Raw genomic sequence first — 19,494 nt, 5'->3', positions numbered from 1 at the left:
CCATGACCTCCGGTGCGACCGACCTCGGCACCCTGTCCGGCGCCATCTTCGACGCGGTGATCTTCGACATGGACGGCACGCTGCTCGACTCGACGCCGGCGGTGGTGCGGAGCTGGACGCAGTGGGCCGTCGAACACGACCTCACGGCCGAGCAGATGGCGGGCTATCACGGGGTGCCGGCGGCCAGCATCGTCGCCGACCTCATCGACGAGCCACGCCGGGCCGCGGCCGTCGAGCGCATCCACGCCCTCGAACTCGCCGACGTGGCCGACGTGGTTCCGCTTCCGGGCTCGGTGGAGGCCGTGGCCGCGCTGCCGGCCGATCGGGTGGCGATCGCGACCTCGTGCACGCGCCCCCTCGCGCTGGCCCGGCTCGAGGCCAGTGGGTTCGCCGCCCCCGGCGTCGTGGTCACTGTCGACGACGTCGAGCGTGGCAAGCCCGCGCCCGACCCCTTCCTGCTGGCCGCCGAGCGGCTGGGCCACGACCCGGCGCGGTGCCTCGTGGTCGAGGACGCCCCCAAGGGGATCGAGGGCGCGAAGGCCGCCGGGTGCGCGACGTTGGCGGTGACGACCACGACGCCGACCGACCAGCTCGACGCCGACGCGGTCGTCGGCGACCTGTCCGACGTGCGCTTCGAGGCGGCGGACGGAGGCGTACGCGTGGTTCGCGCCTGATCGGTGTGCGCGGTGCGGTGAGGACGCGGCACCGTGCCACACCATCGGCGGCGACGCGACGCGGCCCCCGTCCCGAGGTGGGACGGGGGCCGCGCTGCGGTGTGGCTCAGTTGTTGCTGGAGAACGGCCAGCCCTGGCCGCCCGACTGCTGGCCACCCTGGCCCGACTGGGGCTGCTGGCCCTGCTGGGGCTGGCCACCGGGCTGCGGCTGCTGGCCATAGCCCGGCTGCTGCCCGTACGGGTTCGGCTGGCCGTAGCCACCCTGGCCCGGCTGGCCCTGGCCCGGCTGCTGGCCGTACGGGTTCTGCTGGCCGCCGTAGCCGCCCTGACCGGGCTGGGACGGCTGCGACCCGTAGGACGACGCGCCCGAGCCATACGTCGGCTGGCCGCCCTGGCCCGGCTGACCCGGCTGGCCCGCCTGCGGGCGCGGGGCGAGACGCGTGGTGTCGTCGGTCTCGTCCTCGTCGGACTCGGGCTTCGACGGGGCGTCTGCGCCGGAGTCGCGGCCGGCGTCGGTGGAGGAATCGCTGGACGTGCTGGTGTCGGAGTCGGATCCGAAGGTGCCGGCGGAGCGCGACGGCGCCTCGTCGTCGAGCGGGGACTCGTCACCGGTGGAGGTCGAGTAGGCCGACGCGGACGTGCCCGCCGTGGCCGACTCCGACGCGTACGTCGTGCCCCGGTCGCCCGTGGAGTCGGCGTCCGCATCGTCGTCCTCGATCTCGGCGTCGCCACCGAGCGAGAGGTCGTCCTCGAGGAGCACCGCCGTTCCGTAGGCCACGATCTCGTCGGCCGACGAGTCGAACCGCAGCCCGATGACGGCGTCGGCGTCGGCCTCCTCGGCCATCTCGGCCATGCGGCTCACGGCCTCCTGGCGGGCGCGGGTCAGGGCGGCGACATCGTTCGACTTCGGGCGAAGCGCCACGCCGATGACCTCGCCGAGGGCCTGCGACACGAACTCCTCGGGGTCGTCGAGGAGGGTGTGGACGCGGACGGCGTGCTTCGCCATCGCGACCTTCTCGCCCTGGGGAGCCGCCGCGGCCGCCTGGCCGGCGTACGACTGCTGGCCCGGCTGTCCGCCCTGGCCCTGCTGCTGGGGCTGGCCATAGCCACCCTGCTGACCGGGCTGGCCATAGCCGGGCTGACCCGGCTGACCGTAGCCACCGGGCTGCTGGGGCTGGCCGTAGCCACCCTGCTGGGGCTGCCCGTAGCCACCCTGCTGGGGCTGGCCGTAGCCGCCCGGCTGCTGACCGCCCCCGTACGGTCGCTGCCCGTAGGGCTGCTGACCGGGCTGACCGCCGTAGGGGTTCTGACCGTATGGATTCTGCCCGTAGCTCATGCGGGCCAGAGTATCGACACCGCCGGGTCACCACCAGAGGTGCCCCGCGGCTGCGGTCGGTCAGGGACATGCCTCCGGGCGGGCGGTTTCGCTAGGCTTGGCGGGTGACCGACCAGCCCACCAGCGCCCAGCCCGACCACGACCTCGCCGCCGACCTGCCGGAGCAGATGAAGGTGCGCCGCGAGAAGCGCGACCGGCTGCTCGCGTCGGGGCGCGAGGCCTATCCCGTGAAGGTCGACCGCACGCATGCGCTGCGCGAGGTCCGCGAGCGCTGGGGCCATCTCGAGACCGGGGACGAGACACAGGACGTCGTGGGGGTCACGGGCCGCGTCGTCTTCATCCGCAACACGGGCAAGCTCGCCTTCGCGACACTGCAGGACGGCTTCACCGTCGACAGCCCGGGCGAGCGCCTCCAGGTGATGTTGTCGCTCGCCGAGGTGGGCGAGGAGGCGCTGGCGGCCTGGAAGTCCGACGTCGACCTCGGCGACCACGTGTTCGTCCGCGGTCGCGTCATCGTGTCGCGCCGCGGCGAGCTGTCGGTCATGGCCACCGAGTGGCAGATGGCGTCGAAGGCGCTGCGCCCCATGCCGAACCTCCACTCGGAGATGAGCGAGGAGGCGCGCGTACGCCAGCGGTATGCGGACATGACGGTGCGCCAGGACGCGCGCGACATGGTCCGTACGCGGGCGGCCGTCACGCGGTCGATCCGCGAGACCCTCCATCGGGAGGGCTATCTCGAGGTCGAGACGCCGACGCTGCAGCTGATCCACGGCGGTGCGGCCGCGCGGCCGTTCCACACCCACCTGAACGCGTTCGACCTGCCGATGACGCTGCGCATCGCGCTGGAGCTGTTCCTCAAGCGCGCCATGGTCGGCGGCGCCGACCGCGTCTATGAGATGGGCCGCATCTTCCGCAACGAAGGTATCGACTCGTCCCACGCGCCCGAGTTCACGATGCTGGAGGCCTATCAGTCGTGGGGCGACCAGCGCTCGATCGCCGCCCTGATCCAGCAGATCGTCGTGGACGCGGCCGACGCCCTGGGGCCCCGCACGGTGACGGTGGGCGACCACGAGATCGACCTCGACGGCGAGTGGCGGTGGCTTTCGGTCTATCCGGGGCTGTCGGAGAAGCTGGGCGAGGAGATCACCCTCGACACCCCCGTGGAGCGCCTGCGCGAGATCGCCGACGCCCACGAGGTCGAGCACGACCCGAAGTGGGGCGACCAGAAGCTCGTCATGGAACTGTTCGGCGAGCTCGTCGAGCCCGACCTGATCCAGCCCACGTTCGTGTGTGACTACCCGGCGCTCGCCCAGCCGCTCGCCCGCCGCCAGAACGACGAGCCCCGCCTCATCGAGGCGTGGGACCTCATCATCGGCGGCATGGAGCGCGGCACCGGATTCTCCGAGCTCATCGACCCGGTGATCCAGCGCGAGGTGCTCGTGCAGCAGTCACTGGCGGCGGCCGCCGGTGACCCCGAGGCCATGCAGCTCGACGAGGACTTCCTCGCCGCGCTGGAGTTCGGCGCCCCGCCCATGGGCGGCCTCGGACTCGGCATCGACCGACTGGTGATGCTGTTCACCGGTGTCGGCATCCGCGAGTCGATCCTGTTCCCGCTGCTCAAGCCGCTCGCCTGACCGCCGTTCTCGCCCGACCGAAGGAGTGACGGTGGCCAGCTGGGTGCTCGGCGTCGACCTCGGCACGACCTCGACGCTGGCCGCGGTCTGGATCGACGGAGAACCGGAGCCGCGACTGGTCGGCCTGGGCGAGGACGGCCCCGCCATGTCGTCGGCCGTCGTGGTCGAGGAGGCCGGTGACGGCGTCAGGATCCATGTCGGTGACGTGGCCGCCCGCTGCTCGCGCCGGGCGTCCGACCACCTGCTGGCCAACCCGCGGACCCACCTCGGCGACGATGCCTTGCATATCGGCGAGCGATCCGTCGCCATCGTCGACCTCATCTCCGCCCAACTGCGTCACGTGATCGCGCGGGCGACGGCGGCAACGGGCGGCGACGCCCCACGCTCGGTGGTGCTGACCCATCCGTTCGGCTGGGACGACCTTCGGCGGGAGCGGCTCGAGGCGGCAGCGAGGCAGGCGTACGCGGGTCCCGTGGTCTTCGTGGCTGAACCGGTGGCGGCGGCCACGGCGTACGCGGGACCGGCACGCACCCTCTGCGTGGTCGACGTCGGCGCGGGATCGACCGACGTGGCGCTCGTGGACCGCGGCGCCGGCGCACCCCGCGTGCTGGCCGCCGGTGCGACGGCGTCGGGCGGCAACCGCGTGGACGCGGCGCTGATCCGCCACATGCTGGATGAACTGCGGGCAGGCGGTCGCGCCGACCTGGCCGACGACCTGGTCGCCGAGCGCAGCGGCCCGGCGATGTTGGGGCTGCGGGAGGGCGTACGCCAGGCCCGCCTCGCGCTCGCGGCGGGCGGTCCCACGGTCGTGCCCGTGACGGTGGACGGCGACGACGGTTCGGCCACGGTGGAGATCGGTGCGGAACGGGTGGAGCGGTTGGCCGGCGCACTGGCCGATCTGGCGGCGCACGAGGTGCGCTCGGTGACCGAGCGGTCCGGCCTGTCCCTCGCGGAGGTCGGGGCCGTCGTGGCGGTCGGTGGAGCGTCCCGCCTGCCGGGTCTGCGGGACCGGCTCAGCGCCGCCCTCGGACGCGACGTGGACACCCTGCCGGAGCCGGCCACCGCCGTGGTCTTCGGTGCGCTGGCCCACGCCGCGGCCCACGGCGGTGACGCGGCCACGCCGCCCGCCTCGCCTCCGATGGAGCCGGCGGAGTCTGCGCAACCGGTGGAGTCGGAGGCCGTGAGCGCGGATGCCCACCCGACGGGCGGTCGCCGCCGGTCGCACACGGTCCCGCTGGTCGCGGCAGCGCTGGCGCTCGTCGCGGTCGCGGTCCTCGCCCTGATGCGGCCGTGGGAACGCCCCAACGCCCCGTCGGCCCGCCCGCCGGCCGCGGGCAGCGTCACGCCGATGCCGGCAGACACCCCCGACCCGCCCACGGCCCAGGAGCTGGCCGACCGCGCCCGCCTCTCGGCCCTGGTGTCGCGCGACGAGAAGGACTGCGAGTTCGACGACCAGCCGGGCCCGGGCGGCGAGCTGGTCCAGATGACGTGCCCGAATGCGGTGCAGTTGGGCGACGGATCGGGCTGGGTGACCTACACGCTGTTCGCCGACGAGGCCCAGGCCGCGGCGCAACTGCTCGACCTCGGCGTCGACGACTCGCGCCAGTGCCCGTCCCCGGGCGTGGGCCCCTATGACATCGAGGGCCGCCGGGGCCGCGTGGCGTGCACGGCGAACAACTCGGCGGTGTTCTGGACCGAGGCGGGCACGCCTGTGGTGGCGGGCTATGCGGCGCCGGGGGTTTCGCTGGGGGATCTGTACTCGTTCTGGGTGGGGCACAACCGGCTTTAGGTTGGGTGTGCGCGTGGCGGTGGCTGCGAGCTCCGCTTGCGGCTGGGACGCCGAGCCGTGCGCTCTCTGGTCACGTTGGGTTCGCGGCGTCTTTACGCCGCTTCACAGAGCTCCCAGCCACCGCCCCGCCCACGCACCTGAAGCGGACTGGCCCCGCGCCAGCGAGAACCGACCCCGGCGAAACCCCGGCCCACCAACCCTCACCACGTCGTGGAACCCGCATGCCGACGAGGGGTGGGCGTGACAGATCGCTCATCAGTGCCGATCTCGAGGCGATTTCAGGGCCCGAGATCGCCACTGTCGAGCGAAAAGTCGCGCGCACGGCGAACCCAGCCCCTCCCAAGTGAGGGAGGTGACGCCGGAAGGGTTCGCAGACGTGGGGCGGGGGTGATCTGGTTCAAGCGGTGGGGTCGGGGACTGCGGTGAAGCGGCGTAAAGACGCCGCGAGCCCAACGGAACCAGAGAACGCACGGCTCGGCGTCCCAGCCGCAAACCGCAGTCCCCGACCCCACCGCGGCAGCCCAACCAGACCACACACACCACGACGAAGAGCAGAACCTACTTCCAGAGCGTCGCGATCCCGAACGACGACGCCATGAGGCCCATTCCGATCAGGATGTTCCAGTCGCCCAGCTTGTTCATGAACGGAACGTCGCGACCGGCGATGTAGTAGACCACCAGCCAGATCACGCCCAGCAGGCCGACGGTGATGAACGTGGGGGGCACCCAGCGGCGCGACCCCGGGGCCACGACCTTGGACTTCTCCCGACGGGTGTCCACCTCGTCGTTGTGCCGCTGGACCTTTTTCTTGTCCTCTGCGGTCTTGCGTACCTTTGACTCGGGCAACGCTCCTCCTCTGGTTCGCCGCTAGCGTAGTCAATCCGGGGGCAGAAGGCACACGGCGACGATCTGGAGGGAGACCGATGGCCGACGGACTGGTCGCTCGCGCCGTCGCTGCGGTGCGGCGCGCGCGCGAGTTCCGGCGCGTCCGTGACGCGGGTCGGACGCCGGGGGCGCGTGTGGTGACGGCGCTGGTGTGCGTCGCGATCGGCCTGATGATCACGGTCTCGAGCCTGAGCGCCCGGGGCACCGACCTGCGGCCCGGACGCAACACCGACCTCATCGACCTCGTGCGGTCACGCAGCCGCGCCAATGCCGACCTGTCAGCCCGGGCAGCCGCGCTCCGCGAGGAGGTCGACCGGCTCGCGGCGGCCCAGAACGCCGAGCCCGACCTCTCCGAGCGCGTGGGCTCGGCGGCGGCGCTGGCCGGCCTCACCCCCGTACGCGGCCCCGCGGTCACGGTGACCCTGAGCGATGCGCCGAGTTCGGTGACCGCGCCGGGTGTCGACCAGGACCTGCTCGTGGTCCATCAGCAGGACATCCAGGCCATCGTGAACGTGATGTGGGGGAGTGGGGCGGAGGCCATGACGATCCAGGGCCAGCGGGTCACGTCGACCACCGGCATCAAGTGTGTGGGCAACACCGTGGTCCTCCACGGAACCCCGTACGCCCCGCCCTACGTGATCACCGCCATCGGCGACCCGGGGCGGCTCGAGCGCGGGCTGGGCCGGTCGGAGTTCGTGCGGGTCTACAAGCAGTATGTCGACACCTATCACCTCGGCTACGCGCAGCGCACCGACGGCGAGGTCACGCTGCCGGGCTATCTCGGACCGGTGCGCCTGGAGCACGCCCGCCCACTCGGCTGACGCCGTCCGGCCCCGCGGTCAGCGAGCGGCCTGGGCCGTGCGCTCCCCGACGACCGCGAACGGTACGGGCGGCAGGTCCGCCAGGTGGTCGGCCGCGTCCAGGGCCCCGCAGGCGGTCAGCCAGTTCGCGAGCATGCGGTGACCGCCCTCGGTCAGCACCGATTCGGGGTGGAACTGGACGGCCTCCACGGGGAGGTCGCGGTGGCGTACGGCCATGATCACGCCCGACTCCGTGCGCGCCGACACCTCCAGCGCGTCCGGCAGCGTGGTGATGGCCAGCGAGTGATAGCGCGTCGCCGTGAACGGGTTGGGCAGGTCGGCCAGCGCCCCGCGGCCGTCGTGCTGCACCGGTGAGGTCTTGCCGTGCAGCAGCTCCGGGGCGCGGCCCACGACCCCGCCGTACGCGACCGCGATCGCCTGGAGCCCGAGGCACACCCCGAAGATCGGTACGCGGCCGCCGAGCGTCCGGATCAGTTCGATGCAGACCCCCGCATCCTCCGGCGTGCCGGGTCCTGGGGACAGGAGCACCCCGTCGAATGCGGCGGGAACGGACTCGAGCGGCCCGACCTCGTCGTTGCGCCTCACCTCGACCTCGGCCCCCAGCTGGGCGAGGTAGTGGACGAGGTTGAACACGAACGAGTCGTAGTTGTCGACGACCAGGATCCGGGTCATGGCTCAGCCCCCCGGGGTCGGGGCGATCGTCGTGGGGATGGTCGGCGTGGGGACCCGCGACGGGGTCGGCGTCGGCGTGGGGGTCGGCGTCGGCGTCGGCGTCGGGGTGGGCGTCGGGGTGGACTTGAGCTTGCCGAGGTAGACGACGATCCGCGACCCGCGGTCGACGGTCGTGCCGGCGGTCGGCTTCGAGCCCACCACCAGGCCGGCCTTGCTCGAGTCGGTCACTTCGGCGTCCTCGAACGCGATGTTGGTGAAGCCGCGCGCCCTGGCCTCGCGCTCCACGCCGGCGCGGTTGAGGCCGGTCCAGTCGGGGACGGTCGATCGTCCGGTGGCGTGGGTGACGGTGATCCGGGCCGAGGTCGGGACCGACTGGCCCTCCGCCGGGTCGATCGCGGTGACCTGGTCGGCCTTCGCCCCCGCGGGGTCGCTCTGGGCCGCGGCGAACTCGATCGACGTGAATCCGGCCTGCTCGAGGGCCTGCCGCACCTCGTCCTTGTCCTTCCCGATCAGCCCGCCCGGGATCTGGGCCTTCCGGGGTCCGACGTTGACGGTCATCCGCACCTCGGATCCGGGGTCGACCAGCCGTCCGCCCTCGGGGGACTGCTGGGTGACGGTGCCGATCGTCGGGTCGTCGGCCCCCTGCTCCTCGGTGACGACGGGTTTGAGCTGGGCGTCACGGACGGCGTTCTCGGCGGCCACGCGGCTGGTGCCCTGGACGCGGGGCACCGACACCTGTGCCGGCCTCACCGGGACGTCGGGCGCGGCGGGCCGGGAGTTGAACCACCACACGAGCCCGCCGACGACCAGCAGCGCCGCCAACAACAGGCCCACGATCCACGGCCACGCCTTCTTCCTGGGCTCATCCTCGTCGTCGACCTCGTCCTCGTGGACGATCGGCGCGGGCGCGGGCGAGATCGCCCGTGTCTCGCCGGTCGGCTCGCCGAAGGTGGCGACGCCCGGCACGGCGGCCGGCAGCGAGGCCGTGATCTCCTGTCCGGCGAGCAGGCGGGCGATGTCGTCGCGCATGTCGCGCGCGGTCTGATAGCGCTCGGCAGGATCCTTGGCCAGCGACTTCAGCACGATGGCGTCGATCTCGGGCGTGATCATCTCGTCGAGCTGGCTGGGCGGGACCGGCAGTTCGCGGACGTGCTGGTAGGCCACCGACACGGGGGAGTCGCCGATGAAGGGCGGGCGACCGACGAGCAGCTCATAGAGGAGGCAGCCCGCCGAATAGATGTCGGAACGGTTGTCGACGGTCTCGCCGCGCGCCTGCTCGGGCGACAGGTATTGCGCCGTCCCGATCACCGCCGCCGTCTGGGTCATCGAGGTCGAGGTGTCGGCCACCGCGCGGGCGATGCCGAAGTCCATCACCTTCACGTGGCCCTGCGGCGTCAACATCACGTTGGCGGGCTTGATGTCGCGGTGGACGATGCCGGCGCGGTGGGAATAGCTCAGCGCGTCCAGCACGCCCTGGGCCAGCTCGAGGGCGCGCTCCGGCAGGATCTTGCGGCCGTCGCGCAGCACGTCGCGCAGCGTGTGGCCCTCGACGAGTTCCATGACGATGTAGGGCACGCCCAGACCCGACCGCTCGTCGGTCTCCTCGCCCGTGTCATAGACCGCGACGATGTTCGGGTGGTTCAGCCCGGCCGCCGACTGGGCCTCGCGACGGAACCGGGCCTGGAACGTGGGGTCGCTGGCCAGGTCGACGCGCAGCTCCTTGACCGCGACCTGGCGGCCCAGCCGGGTGTCGTACGCCCGGCGCACCTCCGCCATGCCGCCGCGGCCGATGACCTCGCCGAGCTCATAGCGGTGGCCCAGCAGGCGCCCGGCGGGGCTGCCGGAGATCGGGGCGGTCGGCTGCTCGTCCATCGGGACGCCCCTTCGCGGTCGGCTCTCATCAGCGGGGAACGCGTCGGTGCGCGCGTCCTCGCCCTCGAACTCGTGGCGCCCTCGCGTGTCGTCGGGTCCGTGGGAATCCATTACAGCACCGCCTCCATGACCTTCTTGGCGATCGGGGCGGCGAGACGCCCACCCGCGATGTCGTTGCGTTCGATGTCGGCCTCCTCGATGAACACGGCGACGGCGATGGTCGGCTGCCCCGAGGCGTCCTTGGCGAACGCGGTGAACCACGCGTACGGCGGTTTGGACAGGTCCCGCTGGGCCGTGCCGGTCTTGCCGCCGACCGACTTGCCCTGGATGCGGGCACTGGCGCCGGTGCCGTCCTCGACGACGTGGACCATCATCTCGGCGAGCTGGCCCGCGGCCTCGCGCGTCATCGGACGACTCTGCGAGTGGGGCCGATGGCTGTCGATGACCGCGAGGTTCGCCGCGCGTACGGACTGGACGATGTAGGGCTCCATCAGCTCACCGCCGTTCGCGATCGCCGCCGAGACCATGGCCATCTGCAGCGGGGTGGCCGCGACGTCGTGCTGGCCGATCGCCGTCAGCGCGGTCTCGGGTGCGTTGGGCCTGTCGGGATAGACGCTGGCCACCGCGTTGAGGTCGGCCAGGGGGCGCGTGCCGAAGCCGAACGCCTCCGCCTTCTTGCGCAGCGCGTCGGCGCCGAGTTCGATGCCGAGATTGGCGAACGCCGTGTTGCAGGACACCTTCAACGCCTGGTCGATCGTGACGTTCTCGCCGCCGCAGTTCGAGTCGTTGCCGAGGTAGGTGTTCGTCTGGGGCAGCTTCAGCCGCTCGGGCGAGGCGACCTGGGTGTCGGGGCGCTTGCCGGCCTCGAGCGCCGCCGCAGCCGTGACCAGCTTGAACACCGAGCCGGGTGGGTAGCGTTCGCGGGTGCCACGGTTGGTCAGCGGCTTCCCGGGATCCTTCGCGAGCGCCTGGTAGGCCTTGTTCGACTCGGCCACGTCGTGGACGGCCAGCTTGTTGGGGTCATAGCTGGGCGTCGACACCATCGCCAGCACCGCGCCGGTGCGCGGATCGAGCGCCACGACGGCGCCCTTGCGGTCGCCGAGAGCCTCGTACGCGGCCCTCTGGGCCTTCGGGTTGATCGTGGTCTCGATGGTGGCGCCCGTCGGCTTCTCGCCGGTCGTGAGGTCGATGATGCGGCGGATCAGCTGGGAGTCGTCGGAGCCGGCGAGCACGCGGGTCTTCGACTGCTCGAGCCCGCTCGGCGCGGGGTGTTCGTAGGCGTAGAAGCCGGTCACCGGGGCGTACGCGAACGGCTCGGGATAGGTGCGCTGGAACCGGAACCGGTCCTTCGACGCCACGGTCTTCGCGATCTGCGTCGAGCCCGCCAGGATCGGGCCGCGGTCCTGGCCGAAGTCGGCGTCGCGCTGGCGCTTGTTGCGCGGGTGTTCGAGCAGGGAGTTCTGGCGCACGATCATCGTGTAGGTGCCGTTGGCCAGCAACATGGTGAACATGAGCATCGCGACGATGGCGACGCGGCGGATCGGACGGTTCATGCGCGTCCCCCGATGACCTGGGTGGTGTCGGCGTCGGAGGCCGACATGGGCATGCCGCGTTCACTGGTGACCGACGCGACGGGCTTGCGGGCCTGGTGGGAGATCACGAGCATCAGCCCGGCGATCACCCAGTTGGCGACGAGCGACGAGCCGCCCTGCGACATGAACGGCGTGGTGAGGCCGGTCAGCGGCAGCAGGCGGGTGACGCCGCCGATGATGGCGAAGACCTGCAGCGCGAAGGTGAACGAGAGGCCGCAGGCGAGCAGCTTGCCGAACGGCTCCTTGGCCGCCAGCGCGGCGCGCAGGCCGCGGGCGACGATGAGGCCGTAGACCATGATCACGGCCATGAGGCCCGCCATGCCGACCTCCTCGCCGATCGCGGCGGCGATGAAGTCGCTCTTCGCGAACGTCGTGAGGCCGGGACGGCCGAGGCCCCAGCCGGTGCCGAGCATGCCGCCGTACGCGAACCCGAACTGCGCGTTGATGACCTGCTGGTTCTGGTCGTAGTTCGAGAACGGGTCGAGCCACGCGCTGACGCGGACCAGCAGGTGGCCGAAGCTGCCGGTCGCCTTCGCCAGCAGATAGACCGAGTAGGCGCCCGCGGCGAACAGGAGCGTGCCGAGGATCGCCCAGCTGGGGCGCTCGGTGGCGACATAGAGCATCATCACGAACAGGCCGAAGAACAGCAGCGAGGTGCCGAGGTCGCGCTGGAACACCAGGACGGCGAGCGAGGCGACCCACATCATCAGGATGGGACCGAGGTCGCGGGGCCGGGGGAGGTCGATGCCGAGGAAGCGGGCGCCGGCGAGCGCCAGCACCTCGCGCTTCTCGACGAGATAGCTCGCGAACGCGATGGCCAGCACGACCTTGGCGACCTCGGCGGGCTGGAAGGAGTAGGGGCCGATCCTGATCCAGATGCGGCTGCCGTAGACCTCGTGGCCGATCACCGGCAGCAGCGGCATCAGCAGGAGCACCAGGCCGGCGACGAACAGCGTGTAGGTGTAGCCCTGCAGCGGCCGGTGGTCGCGGACGACCACCACGACCACGGCGAACAGCACGACGCCGATCGCGGTCCACATCAACTGGGTGGTCGCGTCATGACGGATCGGCTCGGGGATCTTGTCGATGCGATGGATCATGGCCAGACCGAGGCCGTTGAGGAGCAGCACGCAGGGAAGGATGAGGGGGTCGGCGTACGGCGTCCGCCAGCGCACCACGGCGTGGGCCGCCAGCCCGATCGCCGCCCACAGGCCGGCCACGATCGGCCACTGGGGCGCGAGGGCGCCGAACAGGTTCAGCTCGGTCAGGGCGTACGCCGCGAACCCGATGGCGAGCGCGAACACCACCATCGCGAGCTCGACATTGCGGCGCCGCCGGTAGACGACGACGTGCTCGGCCATCAGCAGTCTCCGCCCGGATCCGGTGTGGCGACGGGGGAGGGGGTGGGGGTCGGGGCCGGCGTGGCGTTCGGGTCGGCCGGGGGCGCCGTGGGCGGCGCGGTGGGCGGCTGGTCGCGGGACTGGCGTACGCGGATGCACCGGTCGGCCGCCGACCTCAGCTCACCGGCGACGCGGTGGGCGTCCTCGAGCGTCGTGGCCGTGATGGTGCGCTCGACGCGCTGGCGCAGATAGGGCGGCAGGTCGTCCAGGCGCGTGGGCTCGACCTCGACGACCTCGCCGAGGGGCTGCCCGAGCACCTGCTGCGCGATGCCGCGATGGATGGCGACGTTGCCCTGGGAGGCGCCCACATAGAACTGCGTACGCGACCACGACCACCCGGCGAACAGGGCGCCGGCGACGAGTGCCATGCAGGCCAGGGCGACGAGCAGGCCACGCCACAGCTGGCGGCGGGGCGCGAGGCGGGGGGCATAGCGGGCGCCCTCCTCCTCGTCGTTGACCGCCGAGACGGGGGAGGCGGCGGCGCGTTGGGTGGGGCCGGGCGCGTCGGGAACGGGGGCGTCGTCGGTCGAGGCGGGCGAGGGGCGCAGGGCGTCCTCGTCGCGGCGGCCGACCGCGGGGATCGCGCGATCCTCGGCGGCGCCGAGGACGCGGGCGCCCGTGGTGGACGCGGCGTCGTCGTCCACCACGTCGGCCAGCACGATGGTGATGTTGTCGATGCCGCCCTCGTGGTGGGCCTCCTCGACGAGCTCGCGCATGACCTCGTCGAGTTCGGTGTGGCGCAGCATGATGTCGCGGATCAGCCCGTCCTCGACCAGACCGCACAGGCCATCGGAGCACAGCAGCAGGCGGTCGCCGGCCCGCACGTCGACCAGACCGGTGTCGGGGTCGTTGGCCGCGTGGCCGTTGAGCACCTTGAGCAGGAGGCTGCGGTGGGGGTGATAGGCCGCCTCCTCCTCGGAGATCTTGCCCTCGTCGACCAGCGACTGCACCCAGGAGTGGTCGTGGGTGAGGCGGGTCAGCTCGCGGTCGCGCAGGACGTAGGCGCGGGAGTCTCCGATGTGGACCAGGCCGAGCTGGTGGCCGTCGAACAGGGCGCCGGTGAACGTCGTGCCCATGCCGTCGAGCATCGGGTCGTCGGCGACGAGGTCGGCGATCTTGTCGTTGGCCTGGTCGAGCACGCCGGCGAGCAGCTCGAGCATCTCGTCGCCGGTGACCGGCTCGTCGCGGTCGGCCCGGCGGACCATCTGGATGGCCACGGCCGACGCGAGGTCACCCGCGGCGGCGCCGCCCATGCCGTCGGCGACGGCGAGGAGGTGCGGGGACGCGTACCCCGAGTCCTGGTTGTTCTTGCGGACCAGGCCGATCTCGGAGTGGGTGGCGTACGCGAGGTGGAGGGCGGGGCCGGCCTCGGGGGTCTCTGCGTCGCGGTGTTCGGTGTCGAACTCGTCGCTCATCAGGCCTCCAGCTTCAACTGGGTGCGGCCGATGCGGACGGCGTCCTCGAGGGTGACGGTCGTGGGCGCGGTGATGCGCTGGCCGTTGACGTAGGTGCCGTTGGTCGAGCCCAGGTCCTCGATGAACCAGCCGCCGCGGTTGTCGACCTGCAGGCGGGCGTGGCGCGTGGAGACGTAGTCGTCGTCGAGGATGATCTGGCAGTCGGCGCTGCGCCCGATCTGCACCACGCCGTCGGACAGGTCGGCGCTGATGCCGGCCTGGTCGCCCGAGACGATGGCGAACGTGCGCGGGGCGCCCTTCTTGATGCGGCGGCGGCGCTGTTTGCGGGAGTCGAGGTCGCGGGGGAGCTCGGAACTCGGGACGCTGCGCCCGAACAGGTCGGTCTTGATGATGCCGGCCGCCGACATGATGAACAGCCAGAGCAGGGCCAGGAACAGGACCTTGAGGAGGGTGACGGCGATCGCGGACATCAGCGTCCCGACGGCGCGTGGACGAGCATGCGCGTGTTGCCGATCTCGATGCGCGAGCCCGAGTTCAGCAGCGCCTGGCGCACCTTCTGGCCGTCGACCGTGATGCCGTTGGTCGAGCCGAGGTCGACGATCTCGTAGGTCAGGTTGGGCGCCGAGCCGCTGACGCGGATCTCGGCGTGGCGCCGCGAGATGCCGGGGTCGTTGACGCGCAGGTCGGCCTCGGAACCGCGACCGATGACCACACCCGGCGGCACCAGCGGGTGGCGCATGCCGTTGACCTCGACGACCATCTGGGCCCGATGGGCGGTCGTGCGGGTGGCGGGCTCGTTGGCCTCGACGCCCGCGACGGCCTCGGAGTCGACCGTGAACCGGCCGGTGGGCAACTCGGCGTTCAGCTCGAAGTGGAGCATGATCGGGCCGTTGAAGACGTACCCCATCGATGTCGCGTGCTGGCGGAGCTCGGGGATGATCTCGCCGGACAGCGTCTTGCCGTAGGGGGTGAGCCGGTCATAGTCGGTCTGGCTCAGGCCGATCACGAACTCGTTCGGCACGAGCTTGCGGTCGCGGCTCATCAGCTTGGCCTCGGAGTCGAGCTCCTTCTGCAGCCGGGCCGCGATCTCGACGGGCTGAACGTCGCCCTTGAACGCGCGCGCGAAGACGCCGTTGACCGCGCCCTCCAGGCCGCGTTCGAAGCGGTCGAGAAAGCCCATGGGTCGCCTCCCTCACGTCTGTTGGGGCACGCCGTTCATGGCGCACCGCGCTCTACCTTATTCATTCTGGTTCCGCGGGCGCACGTTCCGGTCTCGAGGAGAGGTCGAGGAGGCATTCGCGGAGACCTGATCCTAGGTGGAGTGATCAAGGGGTGGGTGTCACGAAATGGCCAGTCGATCGCCCCAGTCGGCGTTCAGGGACGATCTGGGTGATCGAGTGGCCGATTCGTGACAGGGGCCGTCAGCGACCCTCCCTCAGGATCGTGCCGATCGCGGGATCGGCGGAGGTGAGAGCGGCGCGGTCCGCCCCCATCAGCACCAGCAGCCGCGTCGTGTCGACGTGGCGGCCGCGGACGGCCTCGGCCAGAGCGGCCGGGCTCGGCGCGGCGCCGTGGCGCAGCGCGACCGCGGCCCGGGTCGCGTCGCCGGCGCGGGCGGCCTCCACGAGCTCGGCCGCGGGGTCGGCGGGCCTCGGCAGCCTCAGTGCGGCCTCGAGGATGCCCCTGGGGAGGCGGTAGTTGCGCTGGTTCGCCATCTCCAGCGGGGCCAGGCCCTCCTGACCCGAGCGGCGGTCGAGCTGGACGCCGCCGGCGATCAGGGCGCGGACGGTGTCGGCGTACTCCCGGGTGTCCTCGCCCAACCAGGTCGACTCGTGGATCGCCTGATAGCCGATGCGGTTGACGTGGTCGCGGTCGATCCCGGCGCGCAACAGGCGGGCGACCGTCGAGTAGTGGCCGCGCTCGGCCGCGCGGATCAGGCCGGTGCCGTTCCACGAGTCCTTGTCGTCGACCTCGGCCCCGGCGGCGAGCGTGGCCTCGAGGACGCCGTCGTAGCCCTCGCTGGTCGAGATGAGGTAGGCCGACTGGACGGTCGCGTCCTTGGCATTGACGTCGGCACCCTGCGCGATGAGGGCGCGTACGCCGGCCACGTCGTTGGCCCAGGCGGCCTTGCGGAGGCGGTCGTCGAGGAGGGCCTGCTGTCCGGGATCGCGGGGCGGCGGCGGAGGTGTGGTGGGCGGCGGGGGTGTGGTCGGAGTCGGGGTCACGGTGGCCTCCGGAGTGGGGGTCGGGGCCGGTGTGCTGGCGGCCGACGAGGGGGTGGCGGTCGCGGGCGCGGGCGCCGGGGTCCCGCCGGGGGTGGGCGCACCGCAGGCGGTGAGGGTGAGGGCGGTGGCGAGGCCGACCCAGCGTGCGGCGGAGGAACGTTCTCCGAGCGAGCGCAGCCCCAAGGAACGTTCTTCGAGCGAGCGCAGCCCCAAGGAACGTTCTCCGAGCGAGCGCAGCCCCAAGGAACGTTCTTCGAGCGAGCGCAGCCCCAAGGAACGTTCTCCGAGCGAGCGCCAGCGAGACGAGGAGGTAGTCACGTTTTCAACTATATGGGTCGTGTCCAGCCCCGCCCGGGCGCGGAAACGCGTTTTGGGCCTCCCGTCCCTGCGTGCTAATGTTTCACGGCTGATGGACGTGAGTCCGTCGAGCGCGAGTGGCGGAACGGCAGACGCGCTGGCTTCAGGTGCCAGTGTCCTTAGGGACGTGGAGGTTCAAATCCTCTCTCGCGCACAACCACCTGGAACGAGGCCCCGACAGATGTCGGGGCCTTCGTGCTTCCTCGGCTCCCAGAACTCACCCCGTGTTCACCCTCCCGACACTGGCTTCTGACCTCTGGTCGGGGTCTGATGGACCCATGACTTGGCAAACCGGGGGAATGATCGTCGGCGCCATCGCCGTCGTCTATGGCCTGTTCGTGGCGTTCGGCACGGCGTCGATGCCGGAGCGCACCAAGAGCCGCGTCGTGACGGTGGGCGCCTTCGTGGTGCTCGCCGGCGCGATCGGCCTGTTCCTGCTGCCGCTATTGCGGGTCTACTGACATGACCGAGACACACGCCACCACCAACGCCGCGGCCACCCGGCCCGGCTTCCTCGCCGCCTGGGCGCGCCACCCGCTGACGATCCTGACCGGCGTCCTCGCCCTCGTCTACGGCATCGGCTTCGCGATCGGGTGGGACGACACGATGGGCTGGTGGGCCCCCGTCGGAGCCGCGATCGTCGGCCTGGTCTTCGCGGCCTCACTGGTCGCAGCGGCACTGCGGACGCGTACGCGCTGACCCGTGCGTACGCGCGTCTCGTGTGCACGAGTTGCGTCGACACGCCGTCGCGCCCACCCAACTCGTGCATGCGTGTGCGCAAGTTGGGCAAAAGGGGGGGGCGGGGCCTCAGTACGTCCGCCAGCCCCGCCGGTGGTATTCGATGACCACCGGCTTCAGCAGCGTCGACGGCTCGACCTCGCGCCACGCCACGTCCGGTGCGAACGCCGTCGCGCCCGCCGCGACCGGCGGGGTGAGATAGCGCAGCCCGGTCACCCCCGGGGCGACTCCCACGGCCGGCCCGCCGCCCGCGTCGGGCCGCGCCTGCTCCCCGCGGACGCCGACGAAGAACCCCCAGTCGCCGAAGCTCGGCACGTCGCCGTGGTAGGGCGTGACCGCGAATCCGGCGTCGGTGAGGGTGCGGCCGATGCACCAGTACGCGTCGCCGGCGAAGAACGGTGAGCCCGACTGCACCACGACGCGGCCGCCGGGGGAGAGGAGGCGCCCGACCATGCCGAACATCTCGTGGGAATAGAGCTTCGCGGTCGCCTCGCCGTCGGGGTCGGGCAGGTCCTGCACCACCACGTCGAAGCGCTCCGCCCCGTGGTCGCGCAACCACGAGAACGCGTCGTCGGCCACCAGGCGTACGCGGGGGTCGTCCAGCGCGCCGCGGTTGGCGGCCAGCAGGTGGGGCTCGGTGCGGGCGAGCCGTGTCATGGCCGGGTCGAGGTCGACGAGCACGACCTCGCGTACGCCGGGGTGCTTGAGGATCTCGCGGACCGCCATGCCGTCGCCGCCGCCCAGCACGAGCACCCGCGCATGGGCCCCGCCGCTCATCGCGGGGTGGACGAGAAGCTCGTGATAGCGGTGCTCGTCGCTCGTCGACACCTGCAGGTTGCCGTTGAGGAACAGCCGCACGTCGTCGCGCTGCTTGGTCAGCACGATCTCCTGGTAGGGCGTGCGCTCGGCGAGCACGATCGGGGCCGCGTACAGCCGCTGGCGTGCCGTCACCTCGAAGTCGTCGGCGAACCACCAGGCGGTGGACAGCACGACCAGCACGACCGCGACGCCGGCCGCGATCAGCCGCCGCGTACGCCGGGCCAGGTCGTCACGGAACACCCACAGGACCACCGCGGCGCCGATCAGGGCGTTGAGCGCGCCGACGAGCAGGGTGCCCTCGAGCAGCCCCAGCGCCGGCAGCAGCACGAACGGGAACGCCAGCCCGCCGACCAGCCCGCCGACATAGTCGGCCGCGAACATGTTGGCGACCTCGTCGGTCGCGCGGCGCCGGCGCAGGCGGCCGAGCAGTTCGAGCAGCAGCGGGATCTCGGCGCCGATCAGCGCGCCGATCACGAACGCGAGGATGACCAGCGGCGACGTGTACGCCTTCGCCCACGCGAATGCCGCATAGAGCGCGACCACGCTCAAGCCCCCGACCAGCCCCAGCAGCAGCTCGATCACCGCGAACGCGAGCGCGGCGTGCGGCACCAGACGTTTGGACGCCAGGGCGCCGATGCCCATCGCGAACACCATGACCGCGAGCACCACCGATGCCTGGACGATGGCGTTGCCCAGGAGGTAGGAGCCGAGCGCGATCAGCGCCAGCTCATAGACCATGCCGCAGGCGGCGCAGGCCAGCACCGCCGCGAAGACCGCGACCGACCGCCGCCGCGACAGCGCGGTGACGGAGTCGCTCACGACAGGCGCACAGTCACGAGATCGACGCGGCCACGATGAGGCCGACGGCGATGTGGGAGACCGCCGAGATCGCCATGGCCGGGTGGACGCCGCCGTCGGCGACGACCATCTCCCCGAGCTTGCCGGGCGTGACGACGTCGATGAGCCAGAACGCGATGCCCATGAGGACCAGGCCCACGAACCCGTACGCGAAGGCCGATCCCAGGCCCACCAGGAGCGGCCCGTCCTCCGAGGAGATGATCGCCTGCCGCACGATGAGCGCGACGGCGGCGAGCGAGGCCGCGACGTGGATGGCGGGGGCGAGGCGACGCTCGGCCCAGATCTGCTGGACGAGCTTGCCGGGGGTGAGCAGGTCGGTGAACCAGAACCCGATCACCATGAGGGCGATGGCCACGACGCCGTACGCCAGGCAGGCGAGCGCCTCCATCCCGATGGTCTGCAACATG

General features: G+C 71.8%; 18 protein-coding genes and 1 tRNA gene. 7 read left to right on the top strand and 12 right to left on the bottom strand.

Annotation, left to right across the window (positions count from 1 at the left end; translation table 11 throughout):
* Positions 1 to 2 precede the first annotated feature (2 nt).
* Positions 3 to 674: an HAD family hydrolase gene (locus tag ACYVAG_RS09230; RefSeq protein ID WP_460769037.1), complete on the top strand. Its 672-nt coding sequence runs from the start codon at positions 3 to 5 to the stop codon at positions 672 to 674.
* Positions 675 to 780: 106 nt separating this feature from the next.
* Here ACYVAG_RS09230 and ACYVAG_RS09225 read toward each other — a convergent pair whose 3' ends face one another.
* On the bottom strand, positions 781 to 2,010 hold the full coding sequence (locus ACYVAG_RS09225; protein ID WP_460769035.1) for a YbjQ family protein: 1,230 nt from the start codon (positions 2,008 to 2,010) through the stop codon (positions 781 to 783).
* 167 nt (positions 2,011 to 2,177) lie between these two features.
* On the opposite strand from ACYVAG_RS09225, the gene lysS reads away from it, so the two are divergent.
* Together lysS and ACYVAG_RS09215 are read left to right on the top strand one after the other, a co-directional pair.
* Positions 2,178 to 3,644, top strand: coding sequence for a lysine--tRNA ligase (gene lysS / locus ACYVAG_RS09220; protein WP_460769193.1), 1,467 nt, complete (start codon positions 2,178 to 2,180; stop codon positions 3,642 to 3,644).
* 31 nt (positions 3,645 to 3,675) lie between these two features.
* Positions 3,676 to 5,433, top strand: coding sequence for an Hsp70 family protein (locus tag ACYVAG_RS09215; RefSeq protein ID WP_460769033.1), 1,758 nt, complete (start codon positions 3,676 to 3,678; stop codon positions 5,431 to 5,433).
* 558 nt (positions 5,434 to 5,991) lie between these two features.
* On the opposite strand, the gene ACYVAG_RS09210 is transcribed toward ACYVAG_RS09215, so the two are convergent.
* Positions 5,992 to 6,279 carry a cell division protein CrgA gene (locus ACYVAG_RS09210; RefSeq protein ID WP_460769032.1) on the bottom strand — a complete coding sequence of 96 codons (288 nt, stop codon included), beginning with the start codon at positions 6,277 to 6,279 and terminating at the stop codon, positions 5,992 to 5,994.
* 77 nt (positions 6,280 to 6,356) lie between these two features.
* Here ACYVAG_RS09210 and ACYVAG_RS09205 point away from each other — a divergent pair, with 77 nt between their 5' ends.
* The gene (locus tag ACYVAG_RS09205) at positions 6,357 to 7,139 is read left to right on the top strand and encodes a DUF881 domain-containing protein (protein WP_460769030.1); all 783 of its coding nucleotides are present in this window, start codon (positions 6,357 to 6,359) and stop codon (positions 7,137 to 7,139) included.
* Between the two features lie 18 nt (positions 7,140 to 7,157).
* Here the strand turns inward: ACYVAG_RS09205 and ACYVAG_RS09200 are convergent, their stop codons facing one another.
* The 8 genes from ACYVAG_RS09200 to ACYVAG_RS09165 form a co-directional block, all read right to left on the bottom strand.
* A complete protein-coding gene (locus ACYVAG_RS09200) occupies positions 7,158 to 7,811 on the bottom strand; it encodes an aminodeoxychorismate/anthranilate synthase component II (protein ID WP_460769029.1) in 654 nt (217 codons plus the stop codon).
* A gap of 3 nt (positions 7,812 to 7,814) precedes the next feature.
* Positions 7,815 to 9,683, bottom strand: a complete 1,869-nt coding sequence (gene pknB / locus ACYVAG_RS09195) for a Stk1 family PASTA domain-containing Ser/Thr kinase (RefSeq protein WP_460769028.1) — start codon at positions 9,681 to 9,683, stop codon at positions 7,815 to 7,817.
* A 110-nt stretch (positions 9,684 to 9,793) separates the two neighbouring features.
* Positions 9,794 to 11,236: a peptidoglycan D,D-transpeptidase FtsI family protein gene (locus tag ACYVAG_RS09190; RefSeq protein ID WP_460769026.1), complete on the bottom strand. Its 1,443-nt coding sequence runs from the start codon at positions 11,234 to 11,236 to the stop codon at positions 9,794 to 9,796.
* On the bottom strand, positions 11,233 to 12,636 hold the full coding sequence (locus tag ACYVAG_RS09185) for an FtsW/RodA/SpoVE family cell cycle protein (RefSeq protein WP_460769025.1): 1,404 nt from the start codon (positions 12,634 to 12,636) through the stop codon (positions 11,233 to 11,235). Before ACYVAG_RS09185 ends, ACYVAG_RS09190 begins: the two co-directional genes overlap by 4 nt.
* Complete coding sequence (locus ACYVAG_RS09180; RefSeq protein WP_460769023.1) at positions 12,636 to 14,090, bottom strand: PP2C family protein-serine/threonine phosphatase; 1,455 nt, start codon at positions 14,088 to 14,090, stop codon at positions 12,636 to 12,638. Before ACYVAG_RS09180 ends, ACYVAG_RS09185 begins: the two co-directional genes overlap by 1 nt.
* Positions 14,090 to 14,560, bottom strand: a complete 471-nt coding sequence (locus ACYVAG_RS09175; protein WP_460769021.1) for an FHA domain-containing protein FhaB/FipA — start codon at positions 14,558 to 14,560, stop codon at positions 14,090 to 14,092. The genes ACYVAG_RS09180 and ACYVAG_RS09175 overlap by 1 nt, the downstream gene beginning before the upstream one ends.
* The gene (locus ACYVAG_RS09170; protein ID WP_460769020.1) at positions 14,560 to 15,270 is read right to left on the bottom strand and encodes an FhaA domain-containing protein; all 711 of its coding nucleotides are present in this window, start codon (positions 15,268 to 15,270) and stop codon (positions 14,560 to 14,562) included. Before ACYVAG_RS09170 ends, ACYVAG_RS09175 begins: the two co-directional genes overlap by 1 nt.
* Before the next feature lie 241 nt (positions 15,271 to 15,511).
* Positions 15,512 to 16,633, bottom strand: coding sequence for an ankyrin repeat domain-containing protein (locus ACYVAG_RS09165; protein ID WP_460769018.1), 1,122 nt, complete (start codon positions 16,631 to 16,633; stop codon positions 15,512 to 15,514).
* Positions 16,634 to 16,743: 110 nt separating this feature from the next.
* On the opposite strand from ACYVAG_RS09165, the gene ACYVAG_RS09160 reads away from it, so the two are divergent.
* From ACYVAG_RS09160 to ACYVAG_RS09150, 3 genes are all read left to right on the top strand, one after another.
* A tRNA-Leu gene (locus ACYVAG_RS09160) sits at positions 16,744 to 16,826 on the top strand.
* Positions 16,827 to 16,950: 124 nt separating this feature from the next.
* Positions 16,951 to 17,133, top strand: coding sequence for a hypothetical protein (locus ACYVAG_RS09155; protein ID WP_460769017.1), 183 nt, complete (start codon positions 16,951 to 16,953; stop codon positions 17,131 to 17,133).
* Position 17,134: 1 nt separating this feature from the next.
* A complete protein-coding gene (locus ACYVAG_RS09150; protein WP_460769016.1) occupies positions 17,135 to 17,371 on the top strand; it encodes a hypothetical protein in 237 nt (78 codons plus the stop codon).
* Between the two features lie 108 nt (positions 17,372 to 17,479).
* Here ACYVAG_RS09150 and ACYVAG_RS09145 read toward each other — a convergent pair whose 3' ends face one another.
* Entirely contained in the window at positions 17,480 to 19,048 is a 1,569-nt protein-coding gene (locus ACYVAG_RS09145; RefSeq protein ID WP_460769015.1) for a polyamine aminopropyltransferase, read from the bottom strand.
* A 13-nt stretch (positions 19,049 to 19,061) separates the two neighbouring features.
* Complete coding sequence (locus ACYVAG_RS09140) at positions 19,062 to 19,493, bottom strand: DUF350 domain-containing protein (RefSeq protein ID WP_460769013.1); 432 nt, start codon at positions 19,491 to 19,493, stop codon at positions 19,062 to 19,064.
* Position 19,494: the final 1 nt, after the last annotated feature.

The organism is Mariniluteicoccus flavus (assembly GCF_054776655.1).
This window is presented reverse-complemented; position numbering and strand designations above follow the sequence as displayed.

What these genes read in the sequence shown, in the direction of transcription:
- ACYVAG_RS09230 (WP_460769037.1), top strand. Translation starts at nt 3, where the DNA reads ATGACCTCCGGTGCGACCGACCTCGGCACCCTGTCCGGCGCCATCTTC.
- ACYVAG_RS09225 (WP_460769035.1), bottom strand. Translation starts at nt 2,010, where the DNA reads ATGAGCTACGGGCAGAATCCATACGGTCAGAACCCCTACGGCGGTCAG.
- lysS (WP_460769193.1), top strand. Translation starts at nt 2,178, where the DNA reads ATGAAGGTGCGCCGCGAGAAGCGCGACCGGCTGCTCGCGTCGGGGCGC.
- ACYVAG_RS09205 (WP_460769030.1), top strand. Translation starts at nt 6,357, where the DNA reads ATGGCCGACGGACTGGTCGCTCGCGCCGTCGCTGCGGTGCGGCGCGCG.
- ACYVAG_RS09200 (WP_460769029.1), bottom strand. Translation starts at nt 7,811, where the DNA reads ATGACCCGGATCCTGGTCGTCGACAACTACGACTCGTTCGTGTTCAAC.
- pknB (WP_460769028.1), bottom strand. Translation starts at nt 9,683, where the DNA reads ATGGACGAGCAGCCGACCGCCCCGATCTCCGGCAGCCCCGCCGGGCGC.
- ACYVAG_RS09190 (WP_460769026.1), bottom strand. Translation starts at nt 11,236, where the DNA reads ATGAACCGTCCGATCCGCCGCGTCGCCATCGTCGCGATGCTCATGTTC.
- ACYVAG_RS09185 (WP_460769025.1), bottom strand. Translation starts at nt 12,636, where the DNA reads ATGGCCGAGCACGTCGTCGTCTACCGGCGGCGCCGCAATGTCGAGCTC.
- ACYVAG_RS09180 (WP_460769023.1), bottom strand. Translation starts at nt 14,090, where the DNA reads ATGAGCGACGAGTTCGACACCGAACACCGCGACGCAGAGACCCCCGAG.
- ACYVAG_RS09175 (WP_460769021.1), bottom strand. Translation starts at nt 14,560, where the DNA reads ATGTCCGCGATCGCCGTCACCCTCCTCAAGGTCCTGTTCCTGGCCCTG.
- ACYVAG_RS09170 (WP_460769020.1), bottom strand. Translation starts at nt 15,270, where the DNA reads ATGGGCTTTCTCGACCGCTTCGAACGCGGCCTGGAGGGCGCGGTCAAC.
- ACYVAG_RS09155 (WP_460769017.1), top strand. Translation starts at nt 16,951, where the DNA reads ATGACTTGGCAAACCGGGGGAATGATCGTCGGCGCCATCGCCGTCGTC.
- ACYVAG_RS09150 (WP_460769016.1), top strand. Translation starts at nt 17,135, where the DNA reads ATGACCGAGACACACGCCACCACCAACGCCGCGGCCACCCGGCCCGGC.
- ACYVAG_RS09140 (WP_460769013.1), bottom strand. Translation starts at nt 19,493, where the DNA reads ATGTTGCAGACCATCGGGATGGAGGCGCTCGCCTGCCTGGCGTACGGC.